This is a genomic window from Brachybacterium sp. (genome assembly GCF_036379615.1).
GTDB lineage: Bacteria > Actinomycetota > Actinomycetes > Actinomycetales > Dermabacteraceae > Brachybacterium.
The window spans coordinates 114,517-130,665 of the sequence record NZ_DASVGJ010000069.1 but is presented as its reverse complement, the minus strand read 5'-3'; the positions used below and the strand labels follow the sequence as shown (position 1 = coordinate 130,665).

The following is a 16,149-nucleotide window of genomic DNA, read 5'->3' as shown; positions in this document are numbered from 1 at the left end:
TCGGCGCTCACCGACCTCTGCACGTGACCCCGCGAGTCGGGAATCGACGGGCTCAGGAGCGCACCAGCCGCGCGATCGCGGCGGAGGCCTCCTTCATCTTCTCCTCGCCCTCGGGGCCCCCAGCGCGCGCGGCATCGACCACGCAGTGCTGGAGATGGTCGTCGAGCAGGCCCATCGCGACCCCGTCCAGAGCGCTTTTCAGCGCGCTGATCTGGGTGAGGATGTCGATGCAGTACTTCTCCTCATCGACCATCCGGTGCAGGCCCCGGGCCTGGCCCTCGATGCGCTTGAGGCGGGCGAGGTAGCGGGACTTGTCGGAGATGTATCCGTGATGATGCTCCTCGGCGCTCTCGACGGAGGAGAGTGCGGTGCCAGGGGCGGCCGCGGGGTCCGTGGTGGCCGTGGGATCGGTGGTGGTCATGGGGGTCTCCTCCAGGAGGCGGGGTGGTCAGGCCACCGGGACGGACTGCGGGGCGGGGGCGGCCGACGGCTGCTCGTCGTGCGTGCGGCTGCGGAACGAGCGCAGCCGCAGGCTGTTGCCCACCACGAACACGCTCGAGAAGGCCATGGCCGCGCCGGCGAGCATCGGGTTCAGCAGGCCCAGCGCCGCCAGCGGGATCGCCGCGACGTTGTATGCGAAGGCCCAGAACAGGTTGCCCTTGATCGTGCCCAGGGTACGGCGGGACAGCCGGATCGCATCGGCCGCGGAGCGCAGATCCCCGCGCACCAGGGTGATGTCCCCGGCCTCGATGGCGACGTCGGTGCCGGTGCCCATCGCCAGGCCCAGGTCCGCCTGGGCCAGGGCCGCGGCGTCGTTGACGCCGTCACCGACCATCGCGACCACCTTGCCCTCGTCCTGCAGGCGCGTGACCACGTCGATCTTGTCCTGAGGGATGACCTCGGCGATGACCTCGTCGATGCCGACCTCGTCGGCGATGTGCTCGGCGACGGCACTGTGGTCGCCGGTCAGCAGGATCGGGGTGAGCCCCAGGCCCTTCAGCTGCGAGATCGCCTGCGCGCTGGTGGGCTTGACGGTGTCGGCGACTGCGAGCACGCCGAGGGCCGCGCCGTCGGCGACCACCACGACGGCGGTCTCGCCGCGGGACTCCGCAGCGGTCTTCGCCGCCGCCAGCCGTTCGGGCAGCGCCTGACCCTCGAGCAGGGTGGCGCGGCCGACGAGGACCGTGCGGCCCTCGACCGTACCGCGCACGCCGCGGCCCTCGAGGTTCTCGAAGTCGGCGACGGCCGGGTGCGGGCCCGCCTCGGCGGCGGCGCCCTGGGCGATGGCCTGGGCGATCGGGTGCTCGGAGGCGTCCTCCACCGCGCCCGCGAGCCGCAGCATCACGGCGCGGTCCACCCCGTCGCCGGGGATGACGCCGACGAGGGCCATCCGGCCGGTGGTGACGGTGCCGGTCTTGTCCAGCAGCACGGTGTCGATCCGGCGCGTGGACTCCAGCACCTCGGGGCCCTTGAGGAGTATGCCCAGCTGTGCACCGCGCCCGGTGCCCACCAGCAGGGCGGTGGGGGTCGCGAGGCCCAGGGCGCAGGGGCACGCGATGATCAGCACCGCGACAGCGGCCGTGAACCCGGCCTCGAGCGGGAAGCCGGCCCCGATCCAGGCACCGAGCACGATCACGGCGACGGCGATCACGATGGGCACGAAGATCCCCGAGACCCGATCGGCCAGCCTCTGGATCTCGGCCTTGCCGGACTGGGCGTCCTCGACCATCTTCGCCATCTGGGCGAGCTGGGTGTCGCCGCCCACCCGGGTCGCACGGACCAGCAGCCGGCCTCCCGCGTTCACGGTCGCGCCGGTGACCGCATCGCCCTCGCCGACCTCCACCGGCACGGACTCGCCGGTGAGCATGGAGGCATCCACGGCCGAGCTGCCCGAGGAGACCACCCCGTCGGTCGCGATCTTCTCCCCGGGACGGGCCACGAACTCGTCCCCGACGGCGAGGTCGCCGATCGGGATCCGGGTCTCCAGGCCGTCGCGGATCACGCCGACGTCCTTGGCGCCCATGTCCAGCAGCGCGCGCAGCGCGGCGCCGGCCTGTCGCTTCGAGCGCCTCTCGATGTAGCGGCCCAGCAGGAGGAACATGGTCACCCCTGCGGCGACCTCGAGGTAGATGTTCGCCGCCCCGTCGGAGGGGCCGACGGTGAGGGCGAACTCGTGGGTCATGCCGGGCTCGCCGGCGGTGCCCAGGAAGAGTGCGTACAGCGACCAGAGGAAGGCGGCCATCGTGCCCACGGAGATCAGGGTGTCCATGGTCGCCGCGCCGTGGCGCAGGTTCAGGGCCGCTGCCCGGTGGAAGGGCCAGGCGGCCCAGACGATGACCGGTCCGCTGAGGGCCAGCACCGCCCACTGCCAGTAGGTGAACTGCAGGGCCGGGATCATCGAGAGCAGGATCACCGGCACCGCCAGCACCACGGAGCCGATCAGCCGCTGACGCAGCGAGACCAGCTCCGGGTCCTCCTGCTCCGCGCCCTCCCCGCCGGAGACCGCCTCGTCCGTCGCTCGAGGGAGCGTCGCGGTGTACCCGGTCTGCTCCACGACCGTGACGAGGTCGTGCGGGTCATATCCGGTGGGCACGGAGACTCGTGCCTTCTCGGTGGCGTAGTTGACCGCCGCGGTGACTCCGTCGAGCTTGTTGAGCTTGCGCTCGATCCGATTCGCGCACGAGGCGCAGGTCATCCCGCCGATCTCGAGCTCGATGTCGACCCCGGGGACGGGCTGGAGCGGGGCTGGGGGAGTGGTCATGATGCTGTCTTCTCTCTCACGAGCGGAATGCTCGTGGTGGCGGAGGACGGGGCGGGCGGCGGAGGACGGAGCGGAATGTCAGTGCCCCGGTGCGGAGAAGCCCTCCACCCACGAGGCGGGAACGAGCAGGTCTCCCAGCACGAGTGAGACGGCGAACAGCACTGCCAGGAGCAGGCCGTACAGCGCCACCCGGGTACCGGCCCTCATCAGACCACCCGCACCGCGGAGTAGCCGGCCTCGGACACGGCGGCGAGCACGGCCGCGTCGTCCACGCCATGCTCGGCCGAGACGCTGAGCAGGCCGGTCTCGTGACTCACCTCGACGCCCTGGACGCCGGCGATCTCGCTGACCTCCTCACGCACGGACATCTCGCAGTGGCCGCAGGTCATGCCGGTCACCTGGAACTCGGTGGTGGTGGCGCTCATGGGGTGCTCCTTCAGTTGTGGTGGTCATCATCGAGAGATACCCTCCAGGGGTATGCCTCCCCGCCTTTATACCCCTCTGGGGTATCTCGCGCAAGAGGATGCCGACGGAGGAAAGGGGTGTCCCCAGTCACAGGTGAGTGCTTCGATGGGGGACATGAGCATCGACGCCCTCGACACCATCCGCACCGAGTCCCAGCGCTCGGCCGACGCACTGGCGACCACCGACCCCGACCAGAAGGTCCCCACCTGTCCGGAATGGACCGCCTCGGACCTGCTGTGGCATCTCGTCGAGGTGCAGGAGTTCTGGACCGCGATCCTCGCCGGCGGTGCCACCACGGATGAGGAGGTGATGGCGATCGAGGAGGCGAAGTCACCGCGAGCCGAGGGCACGGACGCACTGCTCGCACGGCGCGAATCCGCGACCGCAGCGCTGCTGGCCCAGCTCGCGCAGCACGCCGACGAGGAGCCGGCCTGGTTCTGGTACTCCGCGGAGCAGACCGTCGGCGTGACCCGCCGCATGCAGACCCACGAGGCGACCATCCACCGGGTCGACGCCGAGCTCGCCGCCGGCCGAGCGGTCACGCCCATCGATGCCGAGCGCGCCGCCGCGTCCCTCCAGCACGTGCTGGACGTGATGTGGCCGGCCGGCTTCGAGTGGATCCCGGATTGGGCGGAGGTGGAGCTGCTCGCCATCGCCGAGATCCGCCCCGAGGACGGTGCCCGCTCCCTGCTCGGGATCAGCCGCTGGTCAGGAACCCGCCCCCGGGACGGAGAACTGTTCGACGGCGTCGTGGCACGTCGCCTGGAGAATCCGGCCCAGGCGGAAGGGCTGCCCCGCGCCACCGTCGCCGGGACGGTGCTGGCGCTCGCCCTGTGGGGGTGGGGGCGACAACAGGCCCTCGACCACCTCGCCGACGGCGCCGGGACGGTGGAGATCCAGGGGGACCCGGCGGCGATCGCGGCGCTCGAGGCACTCATCGCCGAGGGGCACGACTGAACCGCGGCGCCGAGCCGCACCGCGGTTGACCTGCGCCGCGGCGAGGGACGCGCCGCGGGGCCTCAGCGACGCGGGGCCGGCGCCCCCGAGGTCCTGTGCGAGGTCCGGGCCAGCCGGCCGCCGAGCAGGTGCACCGCGGTCGCGATCGCGAAGAAGGCCACCAGCACCACCGCCGTGGTGGTCAGCACCTGCCCCCAGGAGGTGAGCGTCGGATCCAGGAAGCCATAGGGGTACCAGCCGGTCACCCCGCCGCGCACCCAGGTCAGCGTCAGGAACACCACCGGGAACAGCTGCCACCACAGGATCCGTCGGGCGGACGGCACCCGCCGCCGCGGGGCGAGCAGCCAGTCGGCGAGCGCCACCAGGGGCGCCAGGCGGTGCAGCACGATCCCCGTCCAGCCGATGTCCCAGCGCAGGAGCTCGTCCAGGGGTGCGACCAGCAGTGCGTAGATGATGCCGGTCATCGCCAGGTAGAAGGCGACCGCGCCGCGCACGTCCTCGAACCAGGGCGGCCTGCGCGTTCCGAGCACGGGGCCGACGAGCAGCAGGACCACGAAGAAGAGGTTCGACTGGTTGGTGAAGTAGGAGAAGTTCTGCGCGAGCAGTCCGTCGCGGGCGGCCTGCACCGCATTGCTGAGCAGCGCTGCCAGGATCAGCAGTGCGAGCACCGCCCGGGTCGCCGCAGCGAGACGGGTCATGAACCGCGCGGCCAGTCGTCCCGCACATCGGCGCCGCCCTCGACCACGTGCTCGGTCGCCCCGGGCAGTGCCGTCCACGAGTCCTGGGGCCGGTATCCCAGCTCCAGCTGGGTGTTGGTGAGGGACCAGCGACGGTTGGGGTTGTCGGAGATCGCGTAGAAGAGGCCGAAGCGCACCTCCGCCTCGATCGCGCACTCCACCACCCGGGTGCAGTCCGACGGGCTCAGCCACATGGCGCGCAGGATGTCCTCCTCGGCGGCGAGAGGGTCCTCGGCGAACCAGCCGATGCGCAGGTTGATGACGTCCAGGTCGTGCTCGTCGTGATAGAAGCGTCCCAGCGTCTCACCGAAGATCTTCGAGACCCCGTAGAGCGAGTCCCCGCGCGGGAGCTGGTGCGGATAGACCGGCCACTCCTCGTGGCGGTCGTACATGCCCATCGCATGGTTGGAGGAGGCGAGCACCACGCGGCGCACGCCCGCCTCACGGGCCGCCTCGAGCACATTGCGCACCCCGATGAGGTTCGCCTCGAGCACCGCCTCCCAGCTGGACTCCGGTGAGGCCGCCCCGGCCATGTGCACCACGGTGTCGACGCCGTCCATGAGGGCGAGCACCTGGGCGTACTCGTCGAGCTCGGCGATCTTGAGCGTGGCCCCTTCGGGGGCGTCCTCCGGGCGGCGTCCGTGCAGGACCAGGTCGTAGCGGTCGGCCAGGGTGGTGGCCAGGTGCGAGCCGACACCCCCGGTGGCTCCGGTGATCAGCACGCGTCGGGTGGGCGTCGAGTCCGTCATGCCTCCATTATGTGCCCGTGGTCACCTGGGGGCGGGGGAGGGAGGAGAGACGGGGCGCGGACGGATCTCGGTGCGCAGCCGTTCCATGCGGTCATCGAGGTCTGCCGCCACCCGGGCGGCATCATCGAGCTCCTCCTGCAGAGGAAGAGGGAGATTCCTGCGGTACTTGTACGAGAGCTTGTGCTCGGTGCTGGCCCAGAAGTCCATCGCGATGGTGCGGATCTGCAGCTCCACAGGCACCAGCTCCGTGTGCTCGGAGAGATAGACGGGCACCTGGACGATGAGGTGGAGCGAGCGGTAGCCGTTGGGCTTGGGCTCGGCGATGTAGTCCTTTGTGGTGAGCACCTCGAGATCTCGCTGGCGGCTGAGCATCTCCGCGATCCAGTAGACGTCGGAGACGAAGCTGCAGGTGATCCGGATCCCGGCGATGTCCATCACCCGTTGCCGGATGGCGGGGACCGTCATGTCGCCGCCGGTGCGCATCGCCTTGTTCACCAGGCTCTCGGTGGACTTCAGCCGGGTGCGGACGTGCTCGATCGGGCTGTAGTCGTGGATCAGCTCGAACTCCTGGCGCAGGATGTTCACCTTCGTCTGCACCTCGTCGATGCCGAACTGGTAGTGCATCCGCAACGTGGTGAGCTCCTCGTACACCTGCCGCATCCGGGCGGCGAGCTCCTCGGGATCAGGCTCCTCGTGCAGGAGCTGCTGCTGCCGGGCCGCGATGAGCGCACCCACCTCATCGGGCGTGGTGCTCGCGTCGTCCCCGGCAGGCTCCGTCGAGGTGGCTGCGGGGTCCGCGGTGCCCGCGCGCTCCAGGGCGCCTGCACCGTCCGCGGTGCCCGCGCTCACCGGGGTGGCGGTGAGGTCCGGGGCGCTGTCGTGGGGCGCGGCGCCTGTGCCGCGTGAGTCCGAGTCATCCATGTCGAGGTGTTCCTTCGGGAGAGGATCAATGCCCCGACGATGCCAGACCAGGCTGGAGAGGTGGTGGAGCCGCGGTGGAGTGCCGGTGTCGGACTGCGGAGGGCCTGGTCAGCGCGCCGCCACGCACTCCCGGGCGGCGCGGACGGCGTTGAAGGTGTACACGTGCGGTCCTGCGAGCGCGAGTTCCGGCTCCGCCACGGCGGCCGCGTCCAGCTGGGAGAACAGGGGCGCCGGGTCCCAGGTGCCTCGTCCCAGGAGGTGCCGCACCCCGGAATCCCCCTCGGTGAGCAGGCGCAGGGAGCGGCCCACCCCGATCCGGGCGCCGATCCGCAGCAGGCGGGCGGTGCTGACGGGAGCCGCGATGCCGGGTCTCACGGGCAGGGAGATTCCGGCCTCGCGCACCGAGCGCACCCACTCCAGAAGCGGCGGGGCCTCGAAGCACATCTGGGTGACGAGGCTGGAGGCGTGCTCCGCCTTCCGCCGCAGCAGCTGCAGCGCCTCCGCCGTCTCGAGGAAGGGATGCCCCTCGGGATGGGCGCCGATCCCGATCTGCACCCCGGAGCCCGCAGCGGTGAGGGTCTCGAGCAGGGGGAGCGCACCGGGATACGGGCCTGCGGGCTGAGGGGCGTCGCCCGCGATGACGAAGACCTCGCGCACCCCGGCCGCGGAGAGCCTCTCCAGCAGCTCCTCGACCTCGCCCGGACCGCGCAGCATTCGTGCGGCCAGGTGCGGGATCGCGTGGAAGCCCTGTGCGGCCAGGGTGCACGCCACCTCGATCGTCGCCGGCAGACCCTGGGCCGGGGAGGCGGTGACTGTGATGCGAGCGCCGCGAGGCAGCTGCGCGATCACCTCGTCGGCGATGCCGCGCAACGGGATCACCTCGAACTGGGTGGCCTGCTCCGGTCCGGCGGCGCGCTCCTGCGGCACGGAATGCTGCGGTCCCGCAGGGCGCCGCTGGTCAGGAGGCGGTGTCGAGGGAGGAGACATCGCTCTTGGGCTGCTCCTTCGTGGGATCGATGAACGGTTTGGGCACCACCTGCGCCTCCACCAGATCCTCTCCCGAGAGCAGCTGCGTGCCGGGCCGTTCGGCCACATCGAGGGTGAAGCGGGTGCCGACCTCCGAGAGCGAGGCGGGCACCAGGGCGAGGCCGATGTTCTTCTCCAGCCGGGGCGAGAAGCAGGCGGAGGTCACCTTCCCGACGACCTCGCCGTCGTGGAGGACGGGGAAGGCATCGATCATCGAGCCGTCGTTGTAGGTGCCCAGCGGTGCCCCGCCGAGCTCGAGGCCCACCAGCTTCCGGGCAGGCCCCTCGGCCTTGATCCGGCGCAGGGCATCCTTCCCGATGAAGTCCGCCTCCTGGTCGAGGTCGACCATCCAGTCGTAGCCCATGCCCACCTCGAAGGGGTTGGTGTCCACGGTGATGTCCGCGCCATGGGCGAGCATCCCGCCCTCGATGCGACGCATGTGGCAGGGGCCGATGACCTCCAGACCATGCGCCTGGCCGGCGTCCCACACCAGCCTCCACAGCCGCTCTGCGTCCCGGGAGGCGTTCTTGACGTAGATCTCGTAGCCGATCTCGCCGGTGTAGCCCGTGCGGGAGACGATCACGTCGATCCCGTCGATCGTGAACTCGTGGAGGTAGTAGTAGCGGATGTCCGTGACGGCCTCGCCGAGCAGGTCGCGCATGAGGGCATAGGACTTCGGGCCCTGCACCTGCACGGGGCCGACGTCGATCTCCTCGATCTGCACGTCCATCCCGGCGTGGACGGCGACTCCACGGGCCCACAGCAGGATGTCGCTGTCGGCGAGCGAGAGCCAGAAGCGGTTCTCCTCCAGCCGCAGCAGGATCGGGTCGTTGAGGATCCCTCCGTGCTGATCGGTGAGGAAGACGTACTTGCACTGCCCGACCTTGCACTTCGAGAGGTCCCGGGTGACGAGCAGGTTGGTGAAGTCGAAGGCGTCGGGGCCGGAGATCTCGATCTGCCGTTCGACGCCGACGTCCCAGAGGGTGACGCCCTCCAGCAGCGCCCAGTACTCCGCGACCGGGTCGCCGTAGTGCCGGGGGTGATAGGTGTGGTTGTACACGCTGTACATCGCGACCCCGTGACGCCTCGAGGCGTAGAAGAACGGGGACTTGCGGATGCGGGGGTACAGCAGCACATGGGGATTCGGGTTCACGGTCATCGTGGCCTCCAGGAATCGTGTCCGTAGCTCACTGTGGCATTAGGGTGCGTTCTACGCAATGGCATGCACGATGCGCATGGGTGAGGAGGGCAGGAGATGTCGGCAGGTGGTGTGCAGTCGGTGGAACGGGCGGCGCAGGTGCTCGAGATCCTGGCGCGCGAGGGACGCTGCGGCGTGAGTCGGATCGCGCAGGAGCTGGGCGTGCACCAGTCCACCGCGTCCCGCTTGGTCGCCGCGCTCGTGCGGCACGACCTGGTCGAGCGGCCCGTCGAGGGCGGCCCCGTGCAGCTCGGGATCGGGATCCTCCGTCTCGCTGCGGCGACCCGGCCCCGGCTCGACCTCGCCGCGCAGGGCGGACCGGTCTGCGACGCGCTCGCCGAGCGCCTGGGGGAGACGGTCAACCTCGCCGTCTACCGCTCGGGCGCGGCGGTGAACGTCTACCAGGCCCAGGGCACCCGCACCGTCGCCCTGCACAACTGGGTGGGAGATGCGACCGTCCTGCACGCCACCTCGAGCGGCAAGATCCTGCTCGCCCACCTGCCCGAGGCGCAGTGCGAGGACGTCCTGGCCGGAGAGCTGGAACGCTTCACGGCGCACACCCTCACCGATCCCGCAGCCCTGCGCACTCAGCTTCTCGAAGCGGCGCAGCGCGGCTGGACGCTCGCCGAGGAGGAGTTCGAGGAAGGGCTCAACGCCGTGGCCGCCGAGATCCGCGGCGTCGACGGGGACGTGGTCGCGGCGCTGTCCATGGCCGGTCCCGCCTACCGGCTCACCAGCGCGCGGCTCCCGGACGTCGCGGCCGAGGTGCGGCGCGCCGCCGCCGAGGTCTCCCGGCGCCTGGGGCACCGCCCCGAGGTCACCGGAACGCGATGAGCTCCGCGCGCGCGGCCCCGCGCCTTCCCGCTCAACCCTTCATGCGCGAGTCCTCGGGGTCGAAGGCAGGAGTGCGGCCCACGCACACCACCTCTGCCGGCATGCGCGAGCCCAGCAGCTCGACCTGCACGGGCGCGCCCTGCACAGCCTGCTCGATCGGCAGGTAGGCGAGCATCAGATACCGCCCGAGCGACGGCGCCGGGCCGGCGGAGGTGACGTAGGAGCACCGCCCTCGGGCATCGACCAGCACCTCGCCGTCCGGAGAGAGGATCGGCTCCCCGCCGCTCGGGCACCGGGCCGCGCCCGCCTCGTTCGGAGCGCCGGTCAGGGCGAGAGTGCACAGCATCGCCGCCGGCCCGCGCTCGCGGGCGGACCGATAGGCGTCCCGGCCGATGAAGTCAGTGCGCTTGACCTTCGGCAGCGCGAGATCCGCCTCGACCGGATCGTGCTCCCCGGTGAGCTCGGCGCCCATCAGCCGGTACCCCTTCTCCAGTCGGCCCGTCGTGCCGTACACGCCGATCCCGGCCGCGATGGCGCCCAGCCCCGCACCGGCCTCCCAGAGCCGGTCCCACAGCCGCGGGGCGAGCTCGGTGGCGGTGTGCAGCTCCCATCCGGACTCGCCCACGTAGCTGATGCGCAGCATCGAGACGGGGACCCCGGCGATCACCGCGTCCTGCGCGGTGCCGAAGGCGAAGGCGTCGGCGGACAGGTCGGTCCGGGTGAGGCCCTGGACGAGGTCCGCGGAGTGCGGCCCCCACACCCCGATCGTGGAGAGGGCCGAGGTCGAGTCCGTGAGGTGCACCGATCCGTCGGCCGGGAGGTGGCGGCGCAGCCAGGCCAGATCGCGCCCGCCCTCGGCGCCGCCGGTGATCACGCGGAACTCCTGCTCGCCGCGGCGCACGATCGTGAGGTCGCTGCGGAAGGTGCCCGTCGCGGTGAGCAGCGGCGTGTAGACCACTCGGCCGAGGCGCACGTCGATCCGCGCCATCGCCAGATGCTCGAGGAACGCCAGGGCTCCCGGCCCGGTGACGTCGAGGATCGCGAAGGCGGCGAGGTCCACCAGCGCGACCCGCTCGCGCATCGCGAGGTGCTCGGCCTCGATGAGCGGCGACCACCAGCGGGCGTCCCACTCGTGGGTGCGCTCCTCGAGCCGGTCGCCGAACTCCTCCAGCAGCGGCCGGTTGGACTCGTACCACTGCGGGCGCTCCCACCCGGCTGCCTCGTGGAAGACCGCGCCGAGCGCCGCGGTGCGCGAGTGCAGCGGACCGGTGCGCATGGGGCGGTCCGAGAGCCACTGCTCGCGCGGGTGGCTGATGCCGTACACCTTGGGGAAGCCTTCTGCGGCGCGAGCTCGCACGTGCTCGCGGGTGCGCTGCGCAGGGTGGAACCGGGCGATGTCGGAGCCGTGGGCGTCGATCTCGCTGGTGCCGTCGGTGAGCAGCTCCGCCACCATGCGCCCCACCCCGGCGGCCTCCTTGATCCATACCGCGGCGGCGGACCACAGCCCGGCGACCTCAGGGGTCTCGCCCACCAGGGCGCCGCCGTCCGGTGTCAGGGAGAGCAGGCCGTTGAGCGCGGTGCGCCGCGGGGGCTCGGGATCGGTGAGCAGGGAGGGGAAGAGCTCGCGCGCGTGGGCGATCTGGGCGGTGAAGTCCTCCTCGGTGAACGGGAAGCTGGTGGGACTCGCCTGCCCCGGGTGGTTCCCCACGGGCGGGATCTCGCCGGGGTCGTGCAGCAGCGGCCGGTGCGCGTAGGAGCCGATCTCGAGGTCCGCGCCGCGCTGGCGCTCGTACATGAGGTTGTCCATGTCGCGCAGCAGCGGGAAGCTCACCCACTCCTCGGTCTCGGCGAGGGCCGGGATCGGGCCCACGTCGAGCATCTGGTGCACGGCGGGCGTGAGCGGGATCGCGGCCCCGGCGAGGGCGGCCACCTGCGGGCTCCACACGCCGCAGGCGATGAGCACGAGCTCTGTCTCCACCTCGCCGCGGTCGGTGAGCACGCGCCGCACCCGGCCGGAGGCCGTCTCGATGCCGGTCACCTCGGTCTCCTCGAGAGTGGTCAGCGCCCCCAGGGCCGCCGCGCGCTCGCGGAAGAGCTCGCCGGCGCGCAACGGGTCCACGATCGCCCCGGTCGGGGTGTAGAACCCGCCGACGAACAGGTTCGCCTCGCAGTGCGGCACGAGCTCCTGGATCTCGCCGGGCGAGAGCAGGTGCGCCTCCACGCCCCAGGAGCGGGCGGAGGTCAGGCGACGGGTGAGCTCCTGCATCCGCTCGGCGCTGCGGGCGCCCTCGATGCCTCCGCACCGGGAGAGCACCCCGAGCTCTCCATACTGGTGCAGGGAGTCGACGGTGAGGTCGGTGATCTCCTTGGAGTGGTCCACCGGGAACACGAAGTTCGAGGCGTGCCCGGTGGAGCCGCCCGGATCCGGCAGGGGGCCCTTGTCGATCTGCACGATGCGGCGCCATCCCCGCTCCGCGAGGTGGGCGACGGCGGCATTGCCCACCACCCCCGCTCCGATGACGACGATGTCTGCGCGGTCCGGCAACTGTGCCATGGCGTCCTCCGACCTGCCCGTGGCCCTCCCACGGTAGTCGCGAAGTCGGGCTGTGCCCAGAGGCGGGACCGCACGATCCGAGGAGGCTCGGTGGAGAGGCGCCGTTCGGGCCGCTGCGACCATCGGGACACGGGACCTCTAGGATCAGCCCATGCTGCTCATCGCCCGGGCGTCGCAGGACGAGATCCTCGCCGCCTTCGCCCCTCTTCCCGTTCCTGATGACTCTGCCCGGATGTGGAGAGTGGGTCCGACCGCGCCGAACGGGTGGACCGCCGCCTGGGTCGAGGAGGAGGCGGCGCTCCCGGGGTCCTGGGACCGGGTGGTCCTCGGCGAGGTCGGGGATCCGCGCGTGGTGCGCGTGCGCGCCGGGGGAGCGGAGCAGAGGTTCGTCTGGGACGCCCACGACGGGAGCATCCCGGCGGAGGCTCCCGCCGCGATCGCCGCGACGCTGAGGATGCCCGAGGTCGCGGAGCCGTTCCGCCTCGCCCTCGAGGAGCACCTGCTCGGGGAGACGACGGCGGAGGAGGAGCTCGCCCTCTCCCAGGTCGCCGAGGCCGTCAACGGTGAGGAGAGCGGGCTGCCGGAGCTGGAGGACCTCACCGAGCGGGATGTCCTGCTGGACCGCGGCGACGCAGAGCGGCGCCGCAGACTCGCCGAGGAGTTCGCCCGCGACGACAGAGGATGGGTGCTCACGGAGATCGGTGGAGACTGGTTCACGGTGCATGACCCTGACGCCCCGGGGCTCGGCCCTGGTGCCCTCGACGTCGGCAGTGCGCCGGGCACGGACCGCCCGGTGCTCCAGCTGTCCCGCGGCGGCGGCTCGGGCGTCGTCCTCGAGGATCGCGACGACCTCTTGGAGGCGATCCACTGGAACAGCGTCTGGGTGGGGCAGTTCGACGACACCGCAGAGCGCTCCGCGGCCTGCGACGCGCTGGCTGCGGCCTTCGGCCCGGTGGCGGGACAGCAGCAGCTGAGAGAGCTGTGCGGCGCGCACGATGTCGACGGTGATCCGCTCGCCCAGCTGCTCGAGCTGCTGAACATCCCTCGCACCGCCCTGCTGGTGCTGGACGGTGACCCGTCGGCTCCCGAGCCGATGGTGGTCGACGCTCCGGGCGGAATGCTCGGCGGTCTGAAGCGGCTCTTCGGAGGGCGCCGCTGAGGCGGGCCGACGGGGCTCGCGACCCCACGGACACCGGGCCTGGACATGACGACGAAGGCCCCGATGAACACTCACCGGGGCCTTCATCTTCTCGGGGTGATCGACGGGATTTGAACCCGCGACCGCCTGGACCACAACCAGGAGCTCTACCAACTGAGCTACGACCACCATGTGCGGATCGAGACCCGCAACGAGAGACAAGCATACCGTCTCCGCGGGGCGATCTCGCCCGTGAGAGCGCTGCGGGAGTGTGAGACGCATTGCATCGCCCAGCAGGGCTCCCGCAGACTGGCGCCATGATCGTCGCCTTCTCCGTCCAGCCCACCGGTGAGCCCTCCGACCCCACCCTCGTGCGCGAGCTCGCCGACGGGTCCGACGCCGCGAGCGTCCACGACGCCGTCGCCGCCGCGGTGCGGATCGTGCGGGAGTCCGGACTGCCCACGCGCACCAGCTCGATGTTCACCGAGATCGAAGGGGAGTGGGGCGAGGTGATGGAGGTGGTGCGCCGTGCGACCGAGGAGGCCGGGCGCTACGGATCCCGCGTCTCGCTCGTGCTGAAGGCGGATATCCGTCCCGGCCACGAGGGCGAGCTGGACGGGAAGGTCCAGCGGATCGAGCAGGTCCTCGGCGGCTCGGAGGCCTGAAGTCCGCCGACCCCGATCGGGTCCGGGCTCTGCCCTGCCGTTCCACCCGGGCTGTTCACAGGGCCGACAGGGTCCCGTCCACGAAGCGGTAGATGTTCTCGTGCTTGACGCCGTACCGGCCGCCGAGCGGTCGGATGTGCGGTTCGACGGTGAACAGCTCCACGCTGTCCAGCCGCGCTCGGTTCCCGTGCTCGAGGTAGATCCGTGCGGAGCTCTCGCGCGCGATCGAGTGGCCCAGGTTGCCGCGGAAGTCGAGGTTCTCGAAGCCGTGCGCGGCGATGCGGTGGTTCATGGCTCGGGCGAGATCCTCGAAGGTCATGTCGGGCTGCGCGATGCGCAGCAGCTCGTCGTGGAGCGCGTGCTCGACCGCTACGGCGTCGCTCCATTCGGACCGTCTGCTCTCGCGCGCGTCGGCCAGCGGGACGCCGTCCTCGAGCACGAGGGTGCGGGCGAAGTCGCCCCAGATGCCGCGGCGCTGGGGGCTGAGATCGACGGTGATGAGCTCGGACTCGCCCAGGACGTGCTCCGGGGTGCGGTACTCCCGGCCGGACACGGACAGGACGGTGTCCTCGCCGGCGACGACGAAGGCACCGATGCCCCAGTACCAGAAGGAATCTGCCCCCAGTTCTCGCAGCGTGTCCTCGCACAGCCCGCGGAGCTCGTGGAGGGACTGGCCGGGACGGAGCGATGCCCTGGCGGTCTCCATCGCGGCTCGTGCCATGTCCTGCATCGCGGCATGGTCCTGCACGGCGTCGTCCTCTGGGGTCGGCGTCGCGTCGGCGTTCTGGGACGTCATCACGCCACCGGTGCCAGCGCGTCGTACTCCCGGAAGCGGGGCAGCCGGCGCAGGAGCACCGTGACCAGCACGATCACCACGAGCCCGCCCAGCAGCGGCGGGAACCACAGCGCCGTGAGCGAGGCGAGGGCGCCGGCGTAGAGGGCGCCCACCCGCGGCCCGCCCGCCACCACCACGATGAAGATCCCCTGGAGGCGGCCGCGCATCGCATCGGGCACCGCGGCCTGCATCATCGTGTTGCGGTAGATCGAGGAGATGTTGTCCGCCCCACCGGAGACGGCCAGGGCCAGGCATGCCGCCGCGATGAGCGCCAGGTGCGGGGTGCTCGCGTCGGCGCCCGGGAAGAACGTGCCCACCAGCAGCACCGCGCCGAACATCGCGATCGCGACGCCGTACACCTGGATCGCGCGCGCGATCCCGCGACCGTGCCAGCGGTACCGGGAGGCCCTCCCGGAGAAGACGCTGGAGAGGAAGGTGCCCGCCGCGACGGAGGCCGTCAGCACCCCGGTGGTGATCGCGCCGCCGCCCAGCAGCACGGTGCCCAGCGCCGGGAACAGGGTCAGCGGATTGCCGAAGGTCATCGCGATGATGTCCATCAGGTACTGGGTGCGGATGTTCGCCGAGCGGCGCAGGTAGTGCCAGCCGTCCACGAGAGAGGCGAGGCCGGGCCGCACGATCTCGCCCTCGGGTCGCAGCGCGGGCAGGCTCCACAGGCCCAGGAACATCGCCAGCATGAGCACCACGTCTATCGTGTACGTGAGTCCGTAGCCGGTGGCCGCCACGAGCACGCCCGCAAGCGCCGGGCCCGCCATCACCATCACGCCGATCGTGATGCCGTTCAGCGCGGACGCCGCCGCCAGCAGGTCCGCGGGGATCAGTCGCGGCACGATCGCGGTGCGGGTGGCCATGCCCACCGAGTTCGCGGCCGAGTTGATCACGCTGAGCAGGTACAGCCAGGCGATGGTCTCCAGCCCGGCCCAGGTCAGCCCGGCGAGCAGCGCGGTGGAGAGCAGGGTGACCACGGCTGCGGCGAGCGCGACGCGGCGACGGTCGAAGGCATCGGCCAGCATCCCGCCGTACAGCCCCGCGACGATCATCGGCACGAGGCCCGCGACGGCGACCAGGGAGACGGCGAAGGTGCTGCCCGTCAGGGCGAAAACGTGCAGCATCACGGTGACGATCGTGAGCTGACCGCCGAGGCCCGCGAGGGTCGACCCGATCCACAGCTTCGTGAAGGCGCTGCTGGCGCGGAAGGGACGCAGGTCCAGGAACGCGGAACCGCGGGAATCGGGGGAAGGGGGCACAGGGGGAGGGTACGCGGGGATCGCGCGGCCAGCGGCTCCGGTGC

The 16,149-nt window shown here is 71.4% G+C and carries 16 protein-coding genes and 1 tRNA gene; 4 read left to right on the top strand and 13 right to left on the bottom strand.

Annotation, left to right across the window (positions count from 1 at the left end; genetic code table 11):
* Window positions 1-52: 52 nt before the first annotated feature.
* The 4 genes from VF289_RS16300 to VF289_RS16285 all read right to left on the bottom strand — a co-directional run bounded on the left by VF289_RS16300 (window position 53) and on the right by VF289_RS16285 (window position 3,186).
* Entirely contained in the window at window positions 53-421 is a 369-nt protein-coding gene (locus VF289_RS16300) for a metal-sensitive transcriptional regulator (protein WP_330884956.1), read from the bottom strand.
* Between the two features lie 27 nt (window positions 422-448).
* Complete coding sequence (locus tag VF289_RS16295) at window positions 449-2,761, bottom strand: heavy metal translocating P-type ATPase (protein ID WP_330884955.1); 2,313 nt, start codon at window positions 2,759-2,761, stop codon at window positions 449-451.
* A 78-nt stretch (window positions 2,762-2,839) separates the two neighbouring features.
* Window positions 2,840-2,968 carry a hypothetical protein gene (locus tag VF289_RS16290; RefSeq protein ID WP_330884954.1) on the bottom strand — a complete coding sequence of 43 codons (129 nt, stop codon included), beginning with the start codon at window positions 2,966-2,968 and terminating at the stop codon, window positions 2,840-2,842.
* Window positions 2,968-3,186, bottom strand: coding sequence for a heavy-metal-associated domain-containing protein (locus VF289_RS16285; RefSeq protein ID WP_330884953.1), 219 nt, complete (start codon window positions 3,184-3,186; stop codon window positions 2,968-2,970). The genes VF289_RS16290 and VF289_RS16285 overlap by 1 nt, the downstream gene beginning before the upstream one ends.
* A 154-nt stretch (window positions 3,187-3,340) precedes the next feature.
* On the opposite strand from VF289_RS16285, the gene VF289_RS16280 reads away from it, so the two are divergent.
* Window positions 3,341-4,183 carry a maleylpyruvate isomerase family mycothiol-dependent enzyme gene (locus tag VF289_RS16280; protein ID WP_330884952.1) on the top strand — a complete coding sequence of 281 codons (843 nt, stop codon included), beginning with the start codon at window positions 3,341-3,343 and terminating at the stop codon, window positions 4,181-4,183.
* 62 nt (window positions 4,184-4,245) lie between these two features.
* On the opposite strand, the gene VF289_RS16275 is transcribed toward VF289_RS16280, so the two are convergent.
* The 5 genes from VF289_RS16275 to VF289_RS16255 form a co-directional block, all read right to left on the bottom strand.
* Window positions 4,246-4,881, bottom strand: coding sequence for a Pr6Pr family membrane protein (locus VF289_RS16275; protein ID WP_330884951.1), 636 nt, complete (start codon window positions 4,879-4,881; stop codon window positions 4,246-4,248).
* The gene (locus tag VF289_RS16270) at window positions 4,878-5,669 is read right to left on the bottom strand and encodes an NAD(P)-dependent oxidoreductase (protein ID WP_330884950.1); all 792 of its coding nucleotides are present in this window, start codon (window positions 5,667-5,669) and stop codon (window positions 4,878-4,880) included. The genes VF289_RS16275 and VF289_RS16270 overlap by 4 nt, the downstream gene beginning before the upstream one ends.
* Window positions 5,670-5,690: 21 nt before the next feature.
* The gene (locus VF289_RS16265) at window positions 5,691-6,590 is read right to left on the bottom strand and encodes a GTP pyrophosphokinase family protein (protein ID WP_330884949.1); all 900 of its coding nucleotides are present in this window, start codon (window positions 6,588-6,590) and stop codon (window positions 5,691-5,693) included.
* Window positions 6,591-6,698: 108 nt separating this feature from the next.
* Window positions 6,699-7,577 (bottom strand): methylenetetrahydrofolate reductase, encoded by an 879-nt coding sequence (locus VF289_RS16260; protein WP_330884948.1) that lies wholly within the window; start codon window positions 7,575-7,577, stop codon window positions 6,699-6,701.
* A complete protein-coding gene (locus tag VF289_RS16255; protein ID WP_330884947.1) occupies window positions 7,549-8,775 on the bottom strand; it encodes a glycine cleavage T C-terminal barrel domain-containing protein in 1,227 nt (408 codons plus the stop codon). Before VF289_RS16255 ends, VF289_RS16260 begins: the two co-directional genes overlap by 29 nt.
* Window positions 8,776-8,871: 96 nt before the next feature.
* On the opposite strand from VF289_RS16255, the gene VF289_RS16250 reads away from it, so the two are divergent.
* On the top strand, window positions 8,872-9,648 hold the full coding sequence (locus VF289_RS16250; RefSeq protein ID WP_330884946.1) for an IclR family transcriptional regulator: 777 nt from the start codon (window positions 8,872-8,874) through the stop codon (window positions 9,646-9,648).
* Between the two features lie 31 nt (window positions 9,649-9,679).
* On the opposite strand, the gene VF289_RS16245 is transcribed toward VF289_RS16250, so the two are convergent.
* Window positions 9,680-12,202, bottom strand: coding sequence for an FAD-dependent oxidoreductase (locus VF289_RS16245; RefSeq protein ID WP_330884945.1), 2,523 nt, complete (start codon window positions 12,200-12,202; stop codon window positions 9,680-9,682).
* Window positions 12,203-12,353: 151 nt separating this feature from the next.
* Here VF289_RS16245 and VF289_RS16240 point away from each other — a divergent pair, with 151 nt between their 5' ends.
* Entirely contained in the window at window positions 12,354-13,361 is a 1,008-nt protein-coding gene (locus VF289_RS16240) for a hypothetical protein (protein ID WP_330884944.1), read from the top strand.
* Between the two features lie 95 nt (window positions 13,362-13,456).
* On the opposite strand, the gene VF289_RS16235 is transcribed toward VF289_RS16240, so the two are convergent.
* Window positions 13,457-13,529: transfer RNA gene (locus tag VF289_RS16235), tRNA-His, on the bottom strand.
* Window positions 13,530-13,657: 128 nt separating this feature from the next.
* Here VF289_RS16235 and VF289_RS16230 point away from each other — a divergent pair.
* The gene (locus tag VF289_RS16230; protein ID WP_330884943.1) at window positions 13,658-14,005 is read left to right on the top strand and encodes a thiamine-binding protein; all 348 of its coding nucleotides are present in this window, start codon (window positions 13,658-13,660) and stop codon (window positions 14,003-14,005) included.
* 55 nt (window positions 14,006-14,060) lie between these two features.
* On the opposite strand, the gene VF289_RS16225 is transcribed toward VF289_RS16230, so the two are convergent.
* Together VF289_RS16225 and VF289_RS16220 are read right to left on the bottom strand one after the other, a co-directional pair.
* Entirely contained in the window at window positions 14,061-14,801 is a 741-nt protein-coding gene (locus VF289_RS16225) for a M24 family metallopeptidase (RefSeq protein WP_330884942.1), read from the bottom strand.
* The gene (locus VF289_RS16220) at window positions 14,801-16,105 is read right to left on the bottom strand and encodes an MFS transporter (RefSeq protein ID WP_330884941.1); all 1,305 of its coding nucleotides are present in this window, start codon (window positions 16,103-16,105) and stop codon (window positions 14,801-14,803) included. The genes VF289_RS16225 and VF289_RS16220 overlap by 1 nt, the downstream gene beginning before the upstream one ends.
* Window positions 16,106-16,149 lie beyond the last annotated feature (44 nt).